We start from the raw sequence: 19965 nt of genomic DNA, 5'->3' as shown, positions 1-19965 counted from the left end.
ACAGTTGTCGACGAACGAGAGGTCGTCCCGCTGTGGAGAGACACCGGTCCCGGGCCCGGCGGCCCTCGCGTCAGGCGTGCTCGCTCAGCAGCAGTCGCAGGTCTCGTCGCAGCACTCGTCGTCGATCGGGTCGCTCACGGTCCGTCACCTCCCCTCGCGGGCGGGCACCAGGTGCCGGGGCTGGGTGGCGGGCACTCCGCCGAGGGGAGGGCGTCGGCCATCGCCCGCATCTCCGTGCGCAGGGCCACGAGGCGGGCGATCTCGGCGTCGACCTCGGCGAGACGCCGGCGCAGCAGCTGCTCGGCCGGCTCGCAGGGACACGTCCCGGTGTCGCGCACGTCCAGCAGGGCGCGGATGTCGGACAGCCGCAGGCCCAGGCGCTGGGCGCCGCGGATGAAGCGCAGCCGGTCGACGGCGCCGGCGTCGTAGCTGCGGTAACCCGACGCGGTCCGCTCCGGCTCCGGCAGGAGGCCGACGCGCTCGTAGTAGCGGACGGTGTCCGTCGGGACCCCTGCCGCGGACGCCAGCTCGGCGACGCGGAGCCCGCGGACGGCTGTCGCTGTCATGCGGCCGACGCTAGGCCTGTGACCCGGGTCCAGGGTCAAGCCCGGGACGGGGACCGCCGGGCCGATGAGGTCCGGCGCGGCGACCGGTCACCACCCGGTACGGAGGACCACGACCTCGGGAGCGCCGATGTGGATCATCGCGGGACACGTCCTGGTCGACGAGGACGCACGGGACCGGTACGTCGCCGAGCACCGGGAGCTCGTCGAGCGCGGTCGCCGGGCGCCCGGCTGCCTGGACTTCGCCATCACCGCCGACACGGTCGACCCCCGGCGCGTCGAGGTGTTCGAGCGGTGGGAGTCCTGGGAGGCCGTCGAGGCGTGGCGCGCGCACGCCGCCGCCCCGGACCCCGGCATCCCGTTCCGCGGGGTCGACGTGACGGCGTACGGGGTCTCCGGCAGCCGCCCGCCGTTCTGAGCGGCCCTCCTGGGGTCCTCGCATGGCGACCGGTGCACTCGCCCGGGCGTACCGGCGCTCCGGGGAGGTCCACGCCGGGACGTCGCCCCTGTACGAGCGCGTCGCCGCCGCGCTGGGCGGGTCCGACGAGGCGCTGCGCGCGATCGGGACGCTGCCCGCGCGCAGGCGGAGTCCCGACGTCGTCCTGGCCGCGCTGCACGACCTCGCCCTCGCCGGACGCGCCCCGGCGCTCGCCGCCGCCTACGCCGCCGGGGACGGCGACGCCGCCGCGGACGCGGCGGTCGACACGCTGCTGCGGACGACCGACGCGGTCGCGGCCGTCGCCGCGCGCCGGCCGGTGCGGGCCGACGAGACCGGGCACGGCGCCGTGCTGTACCCGCTGGTCGCCGAGGCGGCGCACCGGGCGGGCGCGGCCGCGGTCGGGCTGGTCGCCGTGGACTGCGGCGCCGGGTTCGACCTGGCCGTCGACCGGGTCGGCGTCACCTACGGCGACGGCCGGACGCTGGGCGACCCGTCGTCCCCGGTGCGGACGGCGTGCCGGGTCGTGGGGGACCGGCCCGTGCCGGCGCGGGCGGTGCCCGAGGTGGTCGCCCGGATCGGCGTCGACCGCGACCCGCTGGACGTGACCGACGCAGGCGACGCCCGGTGGCTGCGCGCCTGCCTGCCGCCGGACCGGCCGGACCGGAGGGCGCTGCTCGAGGCGGAGATCGCGCTGGTGGCGACGGCTCGTCCCCTGCTGCTGCGCGGCGACGCCGTCCAGGTGCTGCCCGACGCGCTGGCCCGGGTGCCCGCGGACGCGCTGCCCGTCGTCACGACGACGTGGGCGCTGGCGCGCCTCCCCCTCGAGGCCCGGCTGCGTTTCCTGCAGCGCCTCGGCGACGCGGCGGCCGGCCGGACCGTGGCGTGGGTGTCCGCCGAGGGGGTCGGCGTCGCGCCCGCCGTCCCGACGTTCGGCGACCGCCGCGCCTCCGGCCACAGCGTCCTGGGCGTGGCCGTGTTCGACGGCTCGGCCCTGCACGCCGAGGCCGTCGGCCGGTGCTGGTCGCAGGGCCGCACGCTGGCGTGGCTGGCGGATCCCTGATCCCGGGCACTCGGGCCCGGGCCACCCGCGGGGAGGCCGCTCAGCAGCCGTGCGCGGCCAGCGCGCCGGGTGCCGGCCAGATCCGGGCGCGCACCGTCCCGACGACCTCCGTCACCGCGACGGTGCCGAACGCGCGGGAGTCGACGGAGTCCCCTCGCGCGTCGCCGAGCAGGAACAGTTCGCCGGCGGGGACGGTCACCGGGCCGAAGAAGACGCCGTCGAGCCGGCTGTGGTCGATGCCCGCCTCGCAGACACGCTCGCCGTCGACCACGAGCCGGCCGTCCTCGAGCGCGACCCGGTCGCCCGCCGTGCCCACGACGCGCTTGACCAGCAGGCCGCCGGTGACCGGCGACCGGATGGCGACGACGTCCATCCGGCCGATCGGGCCCGGGTCGTGCTCGACCAGGACGAGGTCCCCGGCGGCCAGGGCCGGTCGCATGCTGTCGGAGTCGACGCGCATCGGCTGGAGGGGCATCAGGCCCGCGACCGAGGCGGCGACGAGCAGCACCAGGACCCCCGCCAGTGCCGACGCCGCCCGGACCGCGCGGCGGGGACCGGCGGCCGTCCGGCGCCCCGCGGGGGTGCTCAGGCGAGGACGCCGGTCAGCCACAGGGACCAGACGACCGCGCCCGTCACCAGCAGCCCGTTCAGCGCCCACCGGCGCGCGGTCGCGGGCAGCAGGGCGGCGAGGGCGACCAGGGCCAGGCACTCGGCACCGGCGGTGAGCGTCCCCAGGACGGGGGCCTCCGGCGTCTCGAGCGGTTCGGTGCCGAGCGCGACCGGGCCGGTCGCGGTGGTGTGCGCCGCGTGGTCGGCCGCGCCGCCCGACGCCGTGGAGTGGTCGTGCCCGAGGAGCGGGTCGAGCAGGTCGGTGGCGTGGCCGACGACGTAGAGCAGCAGCAGGCCGGCGGTCGCGGTGAGCGCGGCGGTCAGGAACCGCGGGTCCCGCGCGCCGTCGGGCCCCAGGGCCAGCCAGGCGGCGGCGCCGAACTGCGCGAGGGCGACGAGCAGGAAGAAGCCGACGACGAGGTCGCTGGTCCGGAGGTGGTCGAGGGCCGCCAGGACGTGCAGGCCCGCGGCCGCTCCGTCCGCCGCCGCCGCCCCCCACCGCCAGGCGGCGGTGCGCCGGGCCTCGGTGGCGACCGGGCTGACCACGGCGGTCCCGCCGGTCACAGCGCCGGCTCCGGGCCCCAGCTCGGCGGGGCCGCGTGGATCGGGTCGCAGTCCGGGTCGTGGTCCCCGACCTGGAACTGGGTCATCATGTCGTGGTCCTCGTGGCTGAGGTTGTGGCAGTGGACCATGTACCGCCCGTGCGGCCCCTCGGGTGACGAGAAGCGCATGAGCAGCCGGACCGTCTCGTTCTCGCCCACGTAGACGACGTCCTTGGGTCCGCGTTCCTCGGGTCGCGGCGGCCGGCCGTTCCGGGACAGGACCTGGAAGTCCACGAGGTGGATGTGCAGGGGGTGGAACCAGCCGCCGGAGCGGTTCTCGACCTCCCAGATCTCCACCGCACCCGGGTCGACCCGGGCGAACAGCGGCTCGTACTCGCCGTCCTCCACGTCCTTCCACGTCTTGCCGTTGATCGTCCACAGCCCCGGCTCGCCGGTGCGCTCCAGCCGCATCCGGCGGGTCGCCGTCGCCATGCCCGCGGTGAGCGCCATGGCCGGGTGCGGCGGCGCCAGGACGCCGGGCACCGTGTTGTTGCGGGTGTCGGTCGCCGGCCCGCTCACCTCGAACTGCATCACCTTGCCGGTGTGGTCGTAGTCCACCGCGTTGTTGACGCCGAGGTTGACCAGCTGGATCTTCTGGCCGGCGGTGATCCTGGCGAAGTCGACGACGATCTCGTAGCGCTCGGCCATCCCGACGGTGATCTGGGTGACCGTCTGCGGGGCGGCCATCAGCCCGCCGTCGGTGGCGATGACCTGGAACGGCTGGCCGTTGCTGAGCCGCAGCCGGTAGCCCCGGGCGATCGAGGCGTTGAGGATGCGGAAGCGGTACTTGCGCTGCTCCACCCGCATGGTGGGCCAGGGCCGGCCGTTGACCAGGATGACGTCGCCGTAGACCCCGGAGTGGCTGTTGTCGTCCCACAGCAGCGCCCCGTTCTCCGCGAAGGCGACGTCGCCGATGGTCAACGGGACGTCGTAGTGACCGCGCGGGAGGGGCAGCGCGGCCTCGACGGGGTCGCTGACGTGGTACTGCCCGGCCAGGCCCATGTAGACGTTCTCCGCCGTGTGGTGGACCCCGTGGTCGTGGTACCAGAGCGTCCGCGCCTCGCAGGTGTTCGGGTAGACGTAGTCCTTCCACTGGCCCGGCAGGGAGTTGTCGCCGGCGTACCCGTCGTACTGCGGTTCCGACGGCATCCCGTGCAGGTGGGTGGAGGTCCAGGGGGTGTAGCCCAGCGTCGGGTGGGTCTGGGGCAGCGCGTTGACCTGGCGCACGACCGTCCGCCGGCCGTGGGTGGCCTTGATCGTGGGACCGGGGACCATGCCGTCGTAGCCCCACAGCGGCGTCTGCACGCCCGGCAGGATCTGCCCGACGAACGGCTTCTGGACGATCCGGTAGTAGTCGGTGGTGGCGTCGCTGCGGAGGGCCCGGAGCACTGGCGGCACCGCGAAGGGGACGGTGTAGGGCCGGGGCAGCTTGCTGCTCGCGATGCGCGAGGCGGCCTTGGCCGACAGCACGCCCTGCCACGGGACGGCGAGGGCGGCGGCCCCCAGGGCGCCGACCTTCAGCAGGTCTCGTCGACTCACGGTGGATGTACTCACGGTGACTCCTCGGGCGGTGGGGCTCTGCGCCCAATCTGCCGAGGTCAGGAGGGGTGTCCCAGCCGCGAGGAGGGGGCCGGACCGCCCCCTAGAGCTGGGGGGCTGACACGGGTGTCGTCACGCTCCGTCACGCAGGGGGAGGAGCGCGGTCAGCACGGTGCCGCCGTCGGTGCCCGGCTCGACGCGGACCGTCCCGCCGAGGTCGCGCACCCGGTCGTGCACCAGCCGCAGGCCCAGGTGGCCGGCGCCGGCGTCGTACCCCTCCTCGACGCCCACACCGTCGTCGGCGACGGTCAGGAGCGCTGCCGGGTCGCCGTCGGGCCCGGTCACGGTGAGGCACACCTCCGCTCGCGCGGCCGCGGCGTGCCGGGCCACGTTGGCCAGCGCCTCCTTGACCGTCCGGTAGAGGACGGCCGCGACCTCGGGACGCAGCTCGGGCAGCGGGTCGGTCCGGACCTCGACGTCGACGCCGTCGGCGCGCAGCCGCTCGGCGAGGTCGTCCAGGGCCGCGACCAGGCCGACGGCGCTGAGGTCCGGCGGGTAGATGTCGAACATGAGCCGCCGCAACGAGGTCACGGCGTGCCGCACCGTGGACACCAGCCGGTCGACGGAGGGCTGCCGCTCGGCGGGGACGGCCGAGCGCAGGGCGCCCAGCGCGTAGCTCACCCCGGCGAGGTCCTGGACCGGCCCGTCGTGGACGTCGGCGGCGATGGCCCGCCGCTCGCGGTCGGAGGCCGCGAGACTGCGGGTCACCAGGTCGAGGCGCTCGGCCTCCTGCCGGCGGACCCGGCGGGCGAGCGAGGCGGCGATCGGCAACTGGACCAGCTGCAGCACGACCAGCGCCCCGACGGCCAGGGGCACGATCTCCCCGCGCAACCGGGCCGCCTGCTCGTCGATGGCCTCGGTGGCGAAGTAGGCCTCCACGGCCATCCGCTCCGTGCCGACGTCGACGGGCACGTACACCTCGAGCAGCGGCTCGACCGCGTCCCCGTAGGCGGTCTCGGGCTCCTCGTCGACGTGCGCGACGACCTCCCCGCCCAGGGCGGTCACGAGGTCCTCGGAGGGCTCCATCCGCTGGCCGACGAGCTCCTCCTCCGTCGCGTAGAGGACCTCACCCCGCCCGGTCCACACGACCACCGACGCCACCGAGCCGTCGCTCAGCCGGTGGGTGAGGACGCGGTCGAGCTCCTCCCACCGCCCGCTCTCCCCTGCGACGGCCTCGCGGACCAGCGGGGCGACGATCAGGTCGGCCAGCCGGACGCCGATGCGCTCGGCCTCGGCGAGGGCGTTGGACCGGGCGATCCGGTCGCTGATCAGGACGGTGGCGGCGGCCACCGCCACCAGCACGAGCAGGGCCGCGGCGACGAAGAGGGTGAACTGGGACCGCGCCCGGTCCCGGCGCCGGCGGCCGGGGGCCTCAGTGACCACTCGGGCTCAGCAGACCCAGCTCCTGGGCCTTCACCACGGCCTCGAGCTGGGAGCGGACCCCGAGCTTGGCGTGCAGGGCCTTCACGTACCCGCGGCAGGTCTCGAGGGTGATCCCGAGGACCCTGGCGATGCTCTTGACCTGCATCCCGCGGCCCAGGCAGTCGAGCACCTCCTGCTCGCGGCGGGTCAGCTGCGGACGCACGGGCCCGCGGGGGACCGGGATCCTCGGCGCCCCGCTGGAGAAGGTCGACGGCGCCACGAGCATCTGGCCCGCGCGCACCCGGCTGAGGACGTCGATCATCTCGGCCAGCGACCCGTCCTTCGGGACGAACGCCGACGCCCCGGCCTGCGCCGCGCGGACCACCCAGTCGGGGTCGCGGTGCGCGGTGACCACCGCGACCACCGCGCCGGGGGCCACCTCACGGATCCGCCGGGTGGCCGCCAGCCCGTCCTGGTGCGGCATCTCGATGTCCATCACCACGACGTCGGGCTGCAGCTCGCGGGCCATCGCCACCGCCTGCGCCGCCGAGGAGGCGATGCCGAGCGCGGTCATGCCGGACGACTCGAGGGCGCCGGCGAGCAGTTCGGCGAAGGTCACGTGGTCGTCCACGACGAGGACGGTGCGCGTGTGGGGCAGGGTTTCGGCAGGCGCGAGAGTCAAGGCGGTCCCCGTGAGTGACGGCCGCGACCACGGTGGGCGCGGACGGCGGCATTACGCCATCAGGGCTCACAGCCGGGAAGGGACGCGACGACGCCCCGGGACCTAAGTCCTGACCCTGTCGGGGCAGACGCCGCGAGTCCTCGCGGAACGTGACCTGTCTCTCACGGTTCCGGATGATCGGCCGGCACGTCGACGAGTGACCGGACGCCGTCGCTCCACACGCTGCCGCCCTCCGCGACCGTCCGCACGTGGACGGGGAGCATCGCCGGGTCGTCGTCCTTGAGCAGGTAGCCGGCCACCCCGAGCCGACGCGCCTCGCGGACCGACTCCGCGGACGCGTCGCCGGTGAGCATCAGGACCCGGGCGCCGGGGTCCGCGGCGAGGACGGCACGCGCGGCCTCGAGGCCGGTGGTCCCGGGCATGGCCAGGTCGAGGAGGACGACGTCCGGCCGGACCCGCCGGAACGCCGGCAGCACCTCGGCGCCGTTGCTGCACTCGGCGACGACCGCGGTGTCGTCCGCGTCGGTCAGGAGATCGACGACGGCAGCCCGGAAGAACGCGTGGTCGTCGGCCACGAGGACTTCGATCATCGGCATCTCCCGGTCGTCGACTGCTCGGACGACGTGCGCGGGCGACTGCCCTGCAGCTCCGATCATGGCGCACGATGACCACGGAACCGGACCGTCCGCCGGGCCATTCTGCGGGGTCCTCCGGTCCCCAATCCGGGGGACGGGCCGGCAGCACCCGCTGCCCTCCCGCCGCTCCGTCCCGGGGGCGACAGCCCCGGTGCCGTCAGGACCAGTCGGCCGCGGTGAGACCGACGGCGTGGCCGGGGGGCCACTGGACCAGCTCGATGCGGTTGCCGTCGGGATCCGTGATCCAGGTGGTCAGGAAGTCCGCGGAACCGTCGGGAGACCCGGGCTCCGCGACCTCGATGCCCTTCGTCCTGAGGTCGGTGACCGTGGCGGCCATCGAGTCCACCTGGACGACGAGGTGGCTGAGGCCGGTGCCCCGGTCGCGGTCGGCCTCGCGGGGGTCGCAGACCAGTTCGATGCTGACCACGTCGTCGCCGGGCAGCTTGAGCATCGTCAGCTGGCCGATCGGGGTCTCCGGCACCCGTCCGACCACCTCGTAGCCGACGGCCGTGTAGAAGGCGACCGCCCGCTCGGCATCGGCGACCCGGAGGCCGACGTGCAACGTCCTCATCGGTTCCCTCCCGCGTCCTCGGTGGGCAGCGGCCGCCGTACCCGGTAGCGGAGGTGCAGGACCCGGTGCTCGGGGTCGGTGTCCGCGGCGTCCAGCTCGCGGATGAGCTCGAGCTCGGTCCGCTCGGCGGGGAGGTGGTCGAACAGCCGCCGTCCCCGTCCGAGGAGGACGGGGACGACGTGCAGCTCCATCTCGTCGAGCTCGCCGGCCCGGAGCAACGCCTGGGCGGCCCCGGCGCCCAGGACCAGCACGTCGGCGTCGCCGGCGGCGGTGCGGGCCTGCGCGGCGCAGGCGTGGACCTCGGTCACGTACCGCACGCTGCCCGGCGGGGGCTCCTCCGGCACCCGGTGGGTGAGCACGAAGACCGGGACGCCGTCGTGGTGGTCGCCGTTCCAGCGGTTCGCGTGCTCGTAGGTGCGGCGGCCCGCGATGACGGCCCGGGTCGCGGTCGCCTCGGCGAAGACCCGACCGTTCGGTCCCGGGTCGAGGCGGTGGTCCAGCCAGTTGAACAGCCGGAACCCGCCGATGCCCATCGGCTCCTCCGGGCTGTCCTCCGGTCCGACGACGAGACCGTCGAGGGAGACGGTCATGTCCAGGCGGATCGACGGGGTCCCGACGCTCATGTGGTCATGACGGGCGCCGGCCGCCGAACTCATCGGCGCTCCTCCGGCCCCGCGCGATGGCACTCAGGGTCGTGCCGATGGCATCCCACCCGACTCGGTCACGGTCGAGGGTCCACGTGGGCTCACCAGTCGGCACGGGGTCGTGTGGTTCGAGTGGTCAGACGCGGCAGGCGTCAGGACAGGTGAGACCCGCCCGAGCCGCGGCGCCACCGCATCGCGCCTCGCCGCCGGACCTGCCGGCGCTACAGCACGATGTCCATCGTGCGGTTGGCCCCCGTCTCGACGATGGTGCCTCGGGCCTGCGCGTACGGTCCCGTCCCCCCGGTGATCGCGAACCGCTGCTCCTGGAGTTCCAACGGCAACGGAGGCGTGTGCCGATGGAAGAGCACGCCCCGGACCGTCACCTGCCCCGCGGCCAGTGCCGTGCCCGGAACGGTCACGGCTCCGAGGACCCACGTGGCCTCGTGTTCCTGCACCACCACATCCTGTGGATAGACGCCATCGCCGGCCCCGGCCACCCGGACGATCCGATTCGTGCCCGAATGCGTGCCGGCGAGGACCGGATCGCCTTGGGGAGTCCGCACGGTGTGGGTGCCGACGCTCTGCCACCACACGTTGTCGCTGAACACCAACGTCTTCCCGGGGAAGTCGACCGAAGCGGGACAAGACCACTCTTCGACCTTGGTCATGGTCGACAACTGGATGATCACGGGACCGGCTTCTCTCTCGTGGACTCGACCCAGACGTCGCCTCGATCGGCACCACGACGTCTTCCGCCCCCCGGATGCTCCCGAGCAGCCCGCGATGGAGCGGAAATCGGCCTGCTCGGACCGGTGGGCAGAGACACGGGCGCGTCGCTCCGACCGGGATGCAAGCGTGCTTCTGCTGCTGCAGGTGCTTGCCCCACCGCCTTCGGTTCGCTGTCCCATGCTCTCGCGGGCGAAGACTCGCATCGGAGCGTCACGGGAGCGTCACTCCTGCGTCACGACCGGTGGATCCTGCACGCCCGGCCAGGGTGCTCGACGTGGGCCTGAGCGCTCGGGAGGACGATCGGCTGCCCGTCCGGCCGGGCGAGCGAGGAGCAGAGAGGCTCGGAAGCCGGGAAGAGCCCGACTCTCCCTCTGCCTGGTGTCTCCCAGGAGACAGGGCGGCCCTCCGCCTCACGTCGGGCCGGCACTCGTACGCGCGGAGCCGGCACGCACGCGAGGTGCTCGCCGCCGCCGTACTCGTGCCGCATCACCTACTCCACCTGAGCGACCCGGCCGCGGTCGTCGCCGCACAGCAGCCGTCGCGACCGGAAGCCGGGGCCACCGGCAGCCGTCGTGCCCGACCTCCCGCCGAGACAGCAGAACTGCAAGTCGAACCGGTGGGCCCCGTGGGGATCGAACCCACAACCCGCGGATTAAAAGTCCGCTGCTCTGCCAGTTGAGCTAGAGGCCCGGCGTGCGGGGGACCGCGGGACGAGGCACGGGTCGTCCTGGGCTGTCCGCTGCCTGGTCCGAGGCTACCGCCGGGTCCGTGGGCCGCCCGGGCTCCGCTCGGCGGGGCCTTCGCTCCAGGCGGGTTGCGGTCCAGCGTCGGCGGGGCCGGTGCTGCCGGCGGAGCGGGTCAGTCACGGCCCGGCGTGGGCCGGGGGCAGGTCGACACGCTGCCCGGCGTGCTGTTCCGGTGCCGACCGGCGTGCCGTTCGCCAACGAGTGGCACGACGTGGACATGAGCGTCGTGCGGCTGCCGGTGGCGGTGGTCGAGCGGGTGGCCGAGGAGCGGCTGGGCGTGCCCGAGGCCGACGTGCGGTTCGACGGGTCGAGCCCGGTGTCCGAGCCGATGCGCCGCACCTGGCCGGGCCTGATGCGCTTCGTGCACCAGCGAATGGCCGACGCCGCCTCCGGCATGAGCCACCCGCTGGTCGCCGCCCAACTGGCCGAGCTGATGCGGCGACCGCGCTGGCGACGGTCCCGAACACCACGATGACGCCGGACCACCTGCCCGGCGGGGGTGCGGTGGCGCCGGTGGTGGTGCGCCGGGCGGTGGCCTTCATCGACGGCCACGCCTCGCTGCCGATCTCCGTCACCGACGTCGCCCACGCCGCCGGCGTCGGTCCCCGGGCGCTGCAGCTGGCCTTCTCCGCCACCGCAGGCGAAGGCCACACCTGCGTACTCGCCCGAGGACGAAGCGCACCGGTCGGCCGGTGACCGCTGCTCCGGTGCCACCGTCACAGCCCGCGAACGTCGGGCCGGCGGCCTCCGGACGTCACCGTCGGCTCCGCAGGCCCTCCAGGAACCCCTTCCACAGCTGGGTGCCGAACGACTGCTTCTGGCCCGTGCCCCCCGTCGCGCGGGGCTTCGACGCCCTCCGCGGCGCCTGGCGCGTCGGGTTCAGACGTCGCTGGGGTGGCTGGGCCCGGCGACGGGTTCCCTGCGGCATGGCGGCACCCTCTCCCGTCCGCCCGCTCGCCCGCGCGGGGCCGCGGGCGGGGTGCGACACCCGCATGGTCGCGCCGGCCGGGACCGCCGTCGCAGGCCGACGGCGGCACGTTCAGCCGGTCCGCGATCCCGTGACGGTCCGGAACCCTCCGGCGACGCACCGACACGACGGGGCGGCTCGCCCTGCGTACCGACGGGCGGAGGGCCATCGTGGGGAGGCAGCCGCAGACCTGGGGGAGCCCATGACCGTGTCGACCGTCAACCGCGCGCCGCGCCCCAGCGGCCTGGCCGACGTCCTCGACGTGGTCCTGGACAAGGGCATCGTGCTCGACGCCTACGCACGCGTGGCGCTGCTGGGCATCGAGCTGGTGACCGTCGACGCGCGGGTGGTCATCGCCAGCGTGGACACCTACCTGCGGTTCGCGGAGGCGGTGAACCGACTCGACCTCTACCCCGAGAGCGAGCCCCGGGGCCTGCCCGGGCTCTTCGAGGACACCCTCGAGGGCGGCGCCAGGATGGTCGTGAAGAAGAAGCTGAGCGGTCCCGCCGAGAAGATCGAGGACTTCGTCGAGAAGATCACCGGCCGCGGGAACGAGGAGCGCGAGCGGTAGGACGCGCGAGCCCCGCGGCGGGCTCTACCGGAGCGACAATCGCAGGCACCGCGACCGTCGGGACCGGGGAGGGTGCCATGACGTCGCAGATCCCGGGACTTCCCGGCCGTGACCTGCTGCAGCCGCTGACCGAGGAGATCGGCGCGGTGGTGCACCGCGAGGTCGAGCGGGTCCGGGACGAGATCACCCGCCCGTACCGCGACTCGCGGGAGGGCGTGCGCCTGCTCGGCGGCTCGGCCGTGCTCGGCTCCATGGCGGCCGGCGGCGCGACGGCGCTGCTCATCCGGCTGCTGGACCGCCGGCTGCCCCCGACGGCCTCGGCGGCGCTGGTCGCGGCGGCGCTCGGCGCGGGCGCCTCCGCGCTCGCGCGGGCCGGCCGCGCGCGGATGCCCTGGGCGCCGGCGGGCACGGCCGCTCGTCCCGGGGGCTGACCGGGGACGCGGCGCGGCCGGCGGGTCCGGCCGGCGCGCCGCGCCGCGGTGGCTCAGGCGTCGGCGCGCGCGGCCCTCGCCGGTGCCCTGCGCTCGTCCTCCTCACCTCTCCGGACGGCGGGGATCTCGCGCAGGCCGGGGCGGCGCCGCTGGTCGGGCTGGGCTCGTCGGGGAGTCGGGTCCTGCATCGGTGCCCTCCGATCTCGTCGGCGCACGTCCGTGCACGCCTGGGGTTCCGAGGGCGCCGATCCTGTGGCGGCCTCCCGGACCGCTCGTCCCGGACACGCCGGTCGCGCCGGGGCCCGCGGCGCTGCGCAGCAGGCTGCGGTCCCCCGGTGCACGCGCGGTCACGGGGTCGCGGTCACCGCCCGTCGGCCACGCGGCGCGCCGCGGTCAGCAGCCGGCCGTCCTCGAGGGCGGCGGCGACCGTTCCCTCGGAGAACCGTTCCCCGCGCACCACCGTCGTCAGGAACCGTGCGACGTCGGCCAGCGGGGCGGCCGCCAGGTCGTCCACCGACCGCAGCCGCCGCACACCGTCCCAGGACGGCCAGGCGAACACCGGGACGGCGCCCGCCCCCGCCAGCGCGCCGAGCAACTGGTGCACCGCCGGCGCGTACACCGGGTACGTCACCTGCACGACGCCGTCGGCACCCGGCCGTCCCCCGCGCCACTCCACGAGGGCACCGTCGGCCTCCCCCACCGCCGCTACGGCGGCGCGGACCCCGGCCCGGTCCGCCTCCGTGGCGGCCGCCAGTGCACCCAGGACCTCGGCGTCGGTCACAGCACGTCGAGGACCAGCAGCACGACCAGGGTCAGCACCGCCGACACGAGCAGGGAGCCCAGGCAGCCCAGGCGGCCGGAGAAGTACAGGAACACCCGGTCGGGGTGCCCACCGTGCGCCGTCGGCAACCGGGTGTCACGAGCCGTCGCCACCCGGTCGGGGACGGGCACCCGTTCAGGGGATCGTGGCACCGGGGGCCACTACCTACGGTCATCCCCAGCGCGCCGGTCCTGACCGCGTGCGACCACTCCGGCCCGGCCGTCCCGTTCCCCCCGGGACCGCCGGGCCGGTCCCTTCCCGGGACCGTCAGCAGGCGGTGGCGACCAGCCCGGAGAGGACGTCCCGCTGCGCCTGGTCCATCGGCAGGTCCGCCGGCACCTCGTCGTCGTCACCCACCTGCAGCCCGAGCACGAACAGGTAGGGCTGCTTGACCTCCGCCAGTGCGTGCGGGTCGCAGCGCGCCATCGTGAACCAGACCGGGACCTCCAGCGTCGGCTCGCCCGCCTCCAGCGTCCGCGGCAGGTCCGCGGCGACGTCGTAGAGGACGTTGCCCTCCAGCCGGGTCACGGTCACCGGGCGGTCGTCGTCGCCGGCCCGGGTCAGCACGAGCGTCCCGGTGACGGCGTCGCCGACCGACGCGAGGCCGGAGACGGCGACCCCCGCGACGGCGAGGACGGCGCGGACGGCGCACCGCTCGTCGTGGATGCGGCCGAGCACCTCGGCGGCCAGCGGCACCCGCAGCGTCTCGGTGCGCCCGTCGGGCCGGACGACGGTCAGCCGCGCCGCGGCGGGCTCGGCGGTCCGGTCGCACACCACCTCGCCGTAGGACGTGGGCAGGTCGATGGTGCGGCCGGGGGCGTAGGCGGCGGTCAGCGCCCGGTCCGGCAGCGGCGCGAAGCCGGGCGAGTCGATCGCCACGGCGGTGACGGTGAACGGCTCGGCACCGGTGTCGGTGACCCGCACCTGCACCTGCCCGCCGACCGCCGCGTCGGTGCGCAGCTCCACCGCCTCGGCCTCGATCCCGGGCACCGGCGGCACGGCCGGCCCGGGAGCGGGCGTGGACGACGGCGGCACCGGTGAGGCCGGCTCGGCGGCCGACGGCCGGGCGGAGCCGCACGCGGCGCACAGCAGCACGGCCAGCACCGCCGCCGTCCGCCGCATGCGGCGAGCGTAGGGCGGCGGGCTACTGGTGGCGGGAGGGCAGCCGCGCCATCACCCGGCCGGCCTCCATGCGCACCTCGAGCTTCTCCTGCGGGTTCGCCGCCGGCCCGCGCCGCGGCTCCCCGTCCTCCAGGTCGAACGCCGAGCCGTGCCACGGGCAGACCAGGCAGGTGTGCCCGCGCACCTCCTCGACGGTGCCCTCGTACAGCGGCCCGGCGAGGTGCGAGCAGGCGCCCACGAAGACGTCGACCCGCGCGCCCCGGCGGACGGCGGCCAGCGGCGCGGCGACCCCGCTGCCGCCCGCGGTCCGCAGCGCCGGCCGCCCCTCCGGCAGGTCGTCGAGCGGGCCGAGGTCGATCCACTCGGAGGTCAGGGCGCGGGCCGCCGTCGCCGCGTGCGAGGCGCCCGAGGACTGGGCGTAGGACATGTGCCCGCCGATCGCCGCGGACCCGGTGGCGATGCCCAGCCCGGCGTAGGCGAGCACCCGGCCCAGCGTGCCGCGGCCCCGGGCCCGCGCGACGAGGGAGCCGACGTAGAGACCCAGCGCGGCCACGTTGGAGACCGCGTGCACCGCGCCCAGCCGGCGGACGCCCACCTCCTGCTCCGACCAGTCGGCCGCACCGGACATCGCCGCGGGCACCGAGACCACCACCCCGGTGGCGATCAGGACGGTGGCCGCCGGCCGCAGCGGCGGGACGGCGTCGAGGAGGCCGGCCGAGGTCCAGCTCCCCACGGGGACCTGCACGAGCACCGGGTGCAGCGGGTGGCCGAGCCAGGTGCCGTGGAGCGCGTCCTTGAGCGCCCCCGGCCGCAGGACCGCCTGGACCGCCCGGCGGGCCGGCTCGATCGCCCGGTCGAAGGTGCTCACGTCCGCGAGTCGGTCGAGGATCCCCATCAGGCTCATGCGCGGGCTCCTACCCCCGCCGGGCCACCCTGACGCCACCGGCCACGGGGCTGACCAGCGCGATCACGAGCAGTCCCGCCGCGAGCGCGCCGGCCGCGTTCAGCAGCGCGTCCAGCGGGGACACGACCCGGCCGAGCGGCAGCAGCCACTGCAGCACCTCGATCGCCGCGCCCGCGGTGACGGCCGCACCCGCGAGGGCGGCCGGCCGGCGCAGGGCCGGGAAGCGGAGGACGGCCAGCGCGGCCGCCGGGGTCAGCAGCAGCAGGTTGCCCAGCAGCTGCCGCACGGTCGCGCGCGAGTCCAGGCCGGAGAGGTACCAGTGCGCCTCGACGGCGGGCGAGCCCCAGGCCCAGCCCCCGTCGCCGGTGGGCAGCAGCGTGAGCGCGGCGACGACGGCCAGCGCCACGGCGAGGGCGGCGGACAGCAGCGACCTCATCGCCCGACTGTGGCGCACGTCCCTGGCAGGCCCCTGGGAGCGGCCTGCGGCGACCCGGAGTGAGCGGACGCACACCCGACACAGCGACCCGCGGGGAGTAACTCGCTCGCCCCCCGGCCATTGTCAGGAGGATCCTGGACAGTGATCCCCGACGACGCCGTGACCAGCGAGGAGGTGTGCCGTGACCTGCCCGTCGCTGCTGCACCGCCCCGCGGTCGTCGACGTGGTCACCGACCTCGCGGCGGGCCTGAACACCCTGGTGCGCTCCGACCGGGCCCTGGGCCAGTTCGCCCGGTTCGTGATGGTCGGCGGGTTCTCCAGCGCCGTCTACGCGCTGCTGTTCTGGCTGCTGCGCGACCTGGGCGGGGTGCAGGCCAACGTGGTCGGCTCGGCGCTGTCGTCGATGCTCGCCAACGAGATGCACCGGCGGCTGACCTTCCGCGCCGGTGAGCGGGTCGGCTGGTTCGCCGCGCAGTGGGAGGGCGGCGCGCTGGCGATCGCCGGCATGGTGGCCACCAGCCTGGCGCTGAGCTGGTTCAACGCCGCGGTCAGCGAGCCGTCCGTCGTCGCCGAGCTGGCGGTCATCGCCCTGGTCACCGCGACCATCGGGACGCTGCGCTTCCTGGCGCTGCGCTGGGTCTTCCGCCCCCAGCCCGCCTGACCCCCCGGCCCGGTCGACCGCCGGGTGTTTGGCGCGCGCGTGTCGCGAGCACACAGGCCAGCAGTGGTTGAACGCGCAACCACGAGACCGCGTACGCGACACGAGAGCCGAGGGAACCGTGGCGAAGATCGCCGTCATCTACTACTCGTCCACCGGGAACGTGCACCAGCTGGCCAGCGCCCTGGCCGAGGGCGCCGAGGAGGCCGGCGCCGAGGTGCGCCTGCGCCGGGTCCCGGAACTGGCCCCCGAGGAGGCCATCGACAGCAACCCGCTCTGGCGGGCGCACGTCGACTCCACCGCGAGCGAGGTGCAGGAGGCCACGCCGGCCGACCTGGAGTGGGCCGACGGCTACGCGCTGGGCAGCCCCACCCGCTTCGGCACGCCCGCCTCCCAGATGAAGCAGTTCATCGACCAGCTCGGCGGCCTGTGGTTCACCGGGAAGCTCGCGAACAAGGGCGCCACCGCGTTCACCAGCGCGCAGAACGTCCACGGGGGCAACGAGTCGACGATCCTCACGTTCTTCAACGTCTTCTCGCACTTCGGCGCGGTGATCGTGCCGCCCGGCTACACCGACCCGCTGCTGTTCGAGGCCGGCGGCAACCCCTACGGCGTCTCGAACGCCTCGGGCGGCAAGTCGGCCACCGCCTCCGAGGCCGAGCTGGCGGCGGCCCGCTACCAGGGCCGCCGGCTGGCCGAGGTGTCCGCGAAGCTGGCCGCCTGACCTGCACGGACGCACCGCGACGGCCGGCCGGGGGAGCTCCCGGCCGGCCGTCGCCGTCCCGAGCAGGGCCGGAGACCCGGAACTAGCCTCGACGGGATGAGCGGGCCGACCACGCGGGCGCCCGGGCGCTGGAGGCGTCCGGCACGGGTCGCCGGGCGCTGGGCGGTCCGCCTCGCCGTCGCGGCCGCCGGGGCGCTGCTCGGCATCCTGCTGCTCGGCCGCGTCGAGGCGCCCATCGGCCCCTTCGACGCCGGCCTCGCGCTGACCCCCACCGGCGGCGGCGCGACCGTGGAGGTGCCGCCGCTCGGGACGCTGGAGGTCGACGCCTACGACGGCCCGCTCGGGCTCGACGTCCAGCTGCGCCGCGTGGACGAGACGCGCATCCAGGCGCTGGTCAACGACCCGGCGCGGCTCGACGGCGTGGTCGACCGGGTCAGCGCCGACCTACAGGACGCCGTCGTCCGGCTGGCCTGGACCACGGCCGCCGCCGGGGTGGGCGGCGCCGCCGTCGCCTCCCTGCTCCTGTACCGCCGCTGGCGCGAGCCGCTGGTGGCCGCGGGCGTCTCCGTGGTCCTGCTGGCGGGCACCGCCGGCCTGGGTGCGGCGACCTGGCGGCCCGAGGCGCTGTCCCAGCCCACCTACACCGGCCTGCTGGTCAACGCGACCAGCCTGATCGGCAGCGCCGAGGACATCGTCGCCCGGTTCAGCGCCTACCGGGAGTCGCTCGAGGAGCTGGTCACCAACGTCGGCACGCTGTACTCGACGCTGTCGGCCCTGCCGGCGCCGGGCGGGCCCACCGACACCGTGGCCCTGCTGCACGTCTCCGACGTCCACCTCAACCCGGCCGGCTTCGACCTGGTGGCGCAGGTGGCCGACCAGTTCGACGTCGACGCCGTCCTCGACACCGGCGACATCACCGACTGGGGCAGCGAGCCGGAGAACCGGCTGATCGGCTCCATCGGCGCGCTCGGCGTCCCCTACGTGTACGTCCGCGGCAACCACGACTCCGCGACCACCGCCGCGCTGGTCGCCTCCCAGCCCAACGCCACCGTCCTCGACGACTCCGCGACGACGGTCGCCGGCCTGACCGTGGTCGGCGCCCGGGACCCCCGGTTCACCCCCGACAAGGACGCCTCCGGCGACGGCGAGTCGCTGGAGCAGACCGGCGAGGACCTCGCCGAGGTCGCCGAGGAGCAGCCGGAGACGCCGGCGATCGCGATGGTGCACGACCCCGGGCAGGCCGGGCCGCTGGACGGCGTGGTCCCGCTGGTCCTGGCCGGGCACACCCACGAGCGGGAGGTCGAGACCCTCGACGGCGGGACGCTGCTCATGGTGCAGGGGTCGACCGGCGGCGCCGGGCTCCGCGGCCTGCAGGGCGAGTACCCCGAACCGCTGACCTGCACGGTCCTCTACCTCGACCCGGACACCGGGGCGCTGGTCGCCTACGACGACATCACCCTCGGCGGCCTGGGCGAGACCGAGGCGACGATCGTGCGCACCGTCGTCCCGGAGCCGACCGCCGACGACGTCCCCGCCGACGGCACGGAGGACGGCACCGGCGACGGGACCCCGTCCTCCCCGACCGACTGAGCCGCCCGCCCTAGGCTCGCGGCATGGCTCCGACTCCCCGCCTGGCCGCCGGTGTCCTCGCCGGGGCGCTGGCCCTGGTCCCCGTGGCCGGTTGCTCGTTCACCTCCAACGGCTTCTCCTGCTCCGGGTCGACCTGCACGGTCACGCTCAACGGCGAGGGCAGCGAGGTCGAGGTCCTGGGGACGACGGTGACGCTGGGGAGCGTGCAGGACGGCCGGGCGTCGATCAGCGTCGCCGGCGCGAGCGTGTCCTGCGGGGAGGGCGAGTCCGTGTCCGCCGGGAGCCTGTCGCTGGAGTGCACCAGCGTGTCCGGCGACTCGGTCGAGCTCACCGCCAGCCTCGGCTGACGGAGGACCCCCTGCCCCACCACTCGCGAGCTCGCGGCGGGCCCCTGCAGCGGGGCCGCACCTAGCCGGCGTCGGCGACCTCGACGACCACCCGGGTCGGGGCCTCGAGCGCGTAGACCCGGAACGGCGCCTGCGAGCGGGTGCCGACGAAGGCGACCGTCGTCCCCTCGAAGGTCGCGTCGAAGACCACCTCGGTGACCGTGGCGGTGCCCGCGCCCGGCAGGGGGTCGGGGCCCGCGTACTCCTCGACGCCGGTGTCGTACGGGTAGCCGGCGCCGGTGATCGTCACCTGCAGGACCGCCTCGCCGGCCACGTCGACCTCCTCGCCGCTGCCCTGCGAGCTGGCGACGTCGACGTAGCGGACGTCCCAGCCCGGCGTCCCCGTGCCGCCGGCCTCGAACACCACGCGGTCGAAGCCGTCGTGGCGGCCGGTGCGGACGTCGCGCACCGTCACGGCCGCGCCGGCGGAGGCGCCGGCGGTGTCGGGCCGCGTGTCGGCGGGGAACGAGGGCGCGGCGGTGCCGGCGTCCCCGTCGGTCTCCCTCTGGGTCGGCGAGGCGGACCCGCCGGCCGACGACGTCGCGGAGGACGACGCCGTGGAGGACGACGCCGCGGTCGAGGACGTCGTGGAGGACGGCGCCGCGGTCGAGGACTCGCCGGCCGCCGGCTGCTCCTCCCCGCCGCAGCCGGTCAGCAGGAGCGCCGCGGTGAGCAGGGTGGAGACGGGGGCGAGCGCACGGCGGGACACCCGCGGATCGTGACAGCCGGCGGGTTCCGGGCGGGCCCGCCACGCCTGGCCGAGGGGTGGTGTCAGGGGCCCTCCGGGGGCCGTGTATCGTTCTCCCTGCCCCCGGCGAACACGAGCCCCCATCGTCTAGCGGTCCAGGACGCCGCCCTTTCAAGGCGGTAGCACGGGTTCGAACCCCGTTGGGGGCACGGCACCACCAGCAATACCAGCAAGGCCCTGTAGCGCAGTTGGTTAGCGCGCCGCCCTGTCACGGCGGAGGTCGCGGGTTCGAGTCCCGTCAGGGTCGCTTCCCCGGTGCAGCGTCACCGGGAGGGGCAGGTAGCTCAGTCGGTACGAGCGCTCGCCTGAAAAGCGAGAGGTCGGCGGTTCGACCCCGCCCCTGCCCACACACTCTCTCCCCCACGGA

26 protein-coding genes and 4 tRNA genes are annotated in these 19965 nt (G+C 75.4%); 13 read left to right on the top strand and 17 right to left on the bottom strand.

Going from position 1 to position 19965, the window contains the following annotated elements:
• Positions 1 to 134 precede the first annotated feature (134 nt).
• Complete coding sequence (locus ACI798_RS11630; RefSeq protein ID WP_456942469.1) at positions 135 to 566, bottom strand: heavy metal-responsive transcriptional regulator; 432 nt, start codon at positions 564 to 566, stop codon at positions 135 to 137.
• Between the two features lie 127 nt (positions 567 to 693).
• On the opposite strand from ACI798_RS11630, the gene ACI798_RS11625 reads away from it, so the two are divergent.
• Both ACI798_RS11625 and ACI798_RS11620 read left to right on the top strand, forming a co-directional pair.
• Positions 694 to 981, top strand: a complete 288-nt coding sequence (locus tag ACI798_RS11625) for a putative quinol monooxygenase (protein WP_456942468.1) — start codon at positions 694 to 696, stop codon at positions 979 to 981.
• A gap of 22 nt (positions 982 to 1003) precedes the next feature.
• Positions 1004 to 2062, top strand: a complete 1059-nt coding sequence (locus ACI798_RS11620) for a DUF2332 domain-containing protein (protein WP_457047979.1) — start codon at positions 1004 to 1006, stop codon at positions 2060 to 2062.
• Between the two features lie 40 nt (positions 2063 to 2102).
• Here the strand turns inward: ACI798_RS11620 and lepB are convergent, their stop codons facing one another.
• The 10 genes from lepB to ACI798_RS11570 form a co-directional block, all read right to left on the bottom strand.
• The gene (gene lepB, locus ACI798_RS11615) at positions 2103 to 2570 is read right to left on the bottom strand and encodes a signal peptidase I (RefSeq protein ID WP_457047978.1); all 468 of its coding nucleotides are present in this window, start codon (positions 2568 to 2570) and stop codon (positions 2103 to 2105) included.
• Positions 2571 to 2647: 77 nt separating this feature from the next.
• Complete coding sequence (locus ACI798_RS11610) at positions 2648 to 3235, bottom strand: hypothetical protein (RefSeq protein ID WP_457047977.1); 588 nt, start codon at positions 3233 to 3235, stop codon at positions 2648 to 2650.
• A complete protein-coding gene (locus ACI798_RS11605) occupies positions 3232 to 4827 on the bottom strand; it encodes a multicopper oxidase family protein (protein WP_456942465.1) in 1596 nt (531 codons plus the stop codon). Before ACI798_RS11605 ends, ACI798_RS11610 begins: the two co-directional genes overlap by 4 nt.
• A gap of 117 nt (positions 4828 to 4944) precedes the next feature.
• Positions 4945 to 6255 (bottom strand): sensor histidine kinase, encoded by a 1311-nt coding sequence (locus ACI798_RS11600; RefSeq protein ID WP_456942464.1) that lies wholly within the window; start codon positions 6253 to 6255, stop codon positions 4945 to 4947.
• Positions 6245 to 6865: a response regulator gene (locus ACI798_RS11595; protein ID WP_456942463.1), complete on the bottom strand. Its 621-nt coding sequence runs from the start codon at positions 6863 to 6865 to the stop codon at positions 6245 to 6247. Before ACI798_RS11595 ends, ACI798_RS11600 begins: the two co-directional genes overlap by 11 nt.
• Before the next feature lie 212 nt (positions 6866 to 7077).
• On the bottom strand, positions 7078 to 7506 hold the full coding sequence (locus ACI798_RS11590) for a response regulator (RefSeq protein WP_456942462.1): 429 nt from the start codon (positions 7504 to 7506) through the stop codon (positions 7078 to 7080).
• A gap of 202 nt (positions 7507 to 7708) precedes the next feature.
• Positions 7709 to 8122 carry a VOC family protein gene (locus ACI798_RS11585; protein WP_456942461.1) on the bottom strand — a complete coding sequence of 138 codons (414 nt, stop codon included), beginning with the start codon at positions 8120 to 8122 and terminating at the stop codon, positions 7709 to 7711.
• A complete protein-coding gene (locus tag ACI798_RS11580) occupies positions 8119 to 8745 on the bottom strand; it encodes a dihydrofolate reductase family protein (protein ID WP_456942460.1) in 627 nt (208 codons plus the stop codon). The genes ACI798_RS11585 and ACI798_RS11580 overlap by 4 nt, the downstream gene beginning before the upstream one ends.
• Before the next feature lie 242 nt (positions 8746 to 8987).
• Positions 8988 to 9455, bottom strand: coding sequence for a hypothetical protein (locus tag ACI798_RS11575; protein ID WP_457047976.1), 468 nt, complete (start codon positions 9453 to 9455; stop codon positions 8988 to 8990).
• 657 nt (positions 9456 to 10112) lie between these two features.
• A tRNA-Lys gene (locus ACI798_RS11570) sits at positions 10113 to 10185 on the bottom strand.
• Between the two features lie 3 nt (positions 10186 to 10188).
• Between ACI798_RS11570 and ACI798_RS11565 the strand changes: the two genes are divergently transcribed.
• From ACI798_RS11565 to ACI798_RS11550, 4 genes are all read left to right on the top strand, one after another.
• Positions 10189 to 10716 carry an AraC-like ligand-binding domain-containing protein gene (locus ACI798_RS11565; protein ID WP_457047975.1) on the top strand — a complete coding sequence of 176 codons (528 nt, stop codon included), beginning with the start codon at positions 10189 to 10191 and terminating at the stop codon, positions 10714 to 10716.
• Positions 10713 to 10937 (top strand): hypothetical protein, encoded by a 225-nt coding sequence (locus ACI798_RS11560; protein ID WP_456942457.1) that lies wholly within the window; start codon positions 10713 to 10715, stop codon positions 10935 to 10937. The genes ACI798_RS11565 and ACI798_RS11560 overlap by 4 nt, the downstream gene beginning before the upstream one ends.
• A gap of 473 nt (positions 10938 to 11410) precedes the next feature.
• A complete protein-coding gene (gene gvpJ / locus ACI798_RS11555) occupies positions 11411 to 11779 on the top strand; it encodes a gas vesicle protein GvpJ (RefSeq protein ID WP_457047974.1) in 369 nt (122 codons plus the stop codon).
• Between the two features lie 77 nt (positions 11780 to 11856).
• Positions 11857 to 12210: a phage holin family protein gene (locus ACI798_RS11550; protein WP_457047973.1), complete on the top strand. Its 354-nt coding sequence runs from the start codon at positions 11857 to 11859 to the stop codon at positions 12208 to 12210.
• 361 nt (positions 12211 to 12571) lie between these two features.
• Here ACI798_RS11550 and ACI798_RS11545 read toward each other — a convergent pair whose 3' ends face one another.
• From ACI798_RS11545 to ACI798_RS11525, 5 genes are all read right to left on the bottom strand, one after another.
• Positions 12572 to 12991 (bottom strand): DUF6508 domain-containing protein, encoded by a 420-nt coding sequence (locus tag ACI798_RS11545; protein WP_457047972.1) that lies wholly within the window; start codon positions 12989 to 12991, stop codon positions 12572 to 12574.
• Positions 12988 to 13161 (bottom strand): hypothetical protein, encoded by a 174-nt coding sequence (locus tag ACI798_RS11540; RefSeq protein ID WP_456942453.1) that lies wholly within the window; start codon positions 13159 to 13161, stop codon positions 12988 to 12990. The genes ACI798_RS11545 and ACI798_RS11540 overlap by 4 nt, the downstream gene beginning before the upstream one ends.
• A gap of 136 nt (positions 13162 to 13297) precedes the next feature.
• Complete coding sequence (locus ACI798_RS11535; protein WP_457047971.1) at positions 13298 to 14152, bottom strand: hypothetical protein; 855 nt, start codon at positions 14150 to 14152, stop codon at positions 13298 to 13300.
• A gap of 22 nt (positions 14153 to 14174) precedes the next feature.
• A complete protein-coding gene (locus tag ACI798_RS11530) occupies positions 14175 to 15056 on the bottom strand; it encodes a Rieske 2Fe-2S domain-containing protein (protein WP_456942451.1) in 882 nt (293 codons plus the stop codon).
• A gap of 10 nt (positions 15057 to 15066) precedes the next feature.
• Positions 15067 to 15492 (bottom strand): VanZ family protein, encoded by a 426-nt coding sequence (locus ACI798_RS11525; protein ID WP_456942450.1) that lies wholly within the window; start codon positions 15490 to 15492, stop codon positions 15067 to 15069.
• 181 nt (positions 15493 to 15673) lie between these two features.
• On the opposite strand from ACI798_RS11525, the gene ACI798_RS11520 reads away from it, so the two are divergent.
• From ACI798_RS11520 to ACI798_RS11505, 4 genes are all read left to right on the top strand, one after another.
• On the top strand, positions 15674 to 16153 hold the full coding sequence (locus ACI798_RS11520) for a GtrA family protein (protein ID WP_456942449.1): 480 nt from the start codon (positions 15674 to 15676) through the stop codon (positions 16151 to 16153).
• A 118-nt stretch (positions 16154 to 16271) separates the two neighbouring features.
• Positions 16272 to 16874 (top strand): NAD(P)H:quinone oxidoreductase, encoded by a 603-nt coding sequence (wrbA, locus tag ACI798_RS11515; RefSeq protein ID WP_456942448.1) that lies wholly within the window; start codon positions 16272 to 16274, stop codon positions 16872 to 16874.
• A gap of 96 nt (positions 16875 to 16970) precedes the next feature.
• Positions 16971 to 18464: a metallophosphoesterase family protein gene (locus tag ACI798_RS11510; RefSeq protein ID WP_457047970.1), complete on the top strand. Its 1494-nt coding sequence runs from the start codon at positions 16971 to 16973 to the stop codon at positions 18462 to 18464.
• A gap of 23 nt (positions 18465 to 18487) precedes the next feature.
• On the top strand, positions 18488 to 18811 hold the full coding sequence (locus tag ACI798_RS11505) for a hypothetical protein (protein WP_456942446.1): 324 nt from the start codon (positions 18488 to 18490) through the stop codon (positions 18809 to 18811).
• A 61-nt stretch (positions 18812 to 18872) separates the two neighbouring features.
• Here ACI798_RS11505 and ACI798_RS11500 read toward each other — a convergent pair whose 3' ends face one another.
• Positions 18873 to 19559 (bottom strand): AMIN-like domain-containing (lipo)protein, encoded by a 687-nt coding sequence (locus tag ACI798_RS11500; RefSeq protein WP_457047969.1) that lies wholly within the window; start codon positions 19557 to 19559, stop codon positions 18873 to 18875.
• Between the two features lie 115 nt (positions 19560 to 19674).
• Here ACI798_RS11500 and ACI798_RS11495 point away from each other — a divergent pair.
• The 3 genes from ACI798_RS11495 (at position 19675) to ACI798_RS11485 (ending at position 19945) form a co-directional block, all read left to right on the top strand.
• A tRNA-Glu gene (locus tag ACI798_RS11495) sits at positions 19675 to 19747 on the top strand.
• A gap of 24 nt (positions 19748 to 19771) precedes the next feature.
• Positions 19772 to 19845 (top strand) — tRNA-Asp (locus ACI798_RS11490).
• A gap of 26 nt (positions 19846 to 19871) precedes the next feature.
• Positions 19872 to 19945, top strand: a tRNA-Phe gene (locus ACI798_RS11485).
• Positions 19946 to 19965 lie beyond the last annotated feature (20 nt).

The organism is Geodermatophilus sp. SYSU D01045, from assembly GCF_054050295.1.
Note: the sequence above shows the minus strand (reverse complement) of the source record. Positions and strands in the feature narration are given on the sequence as shown.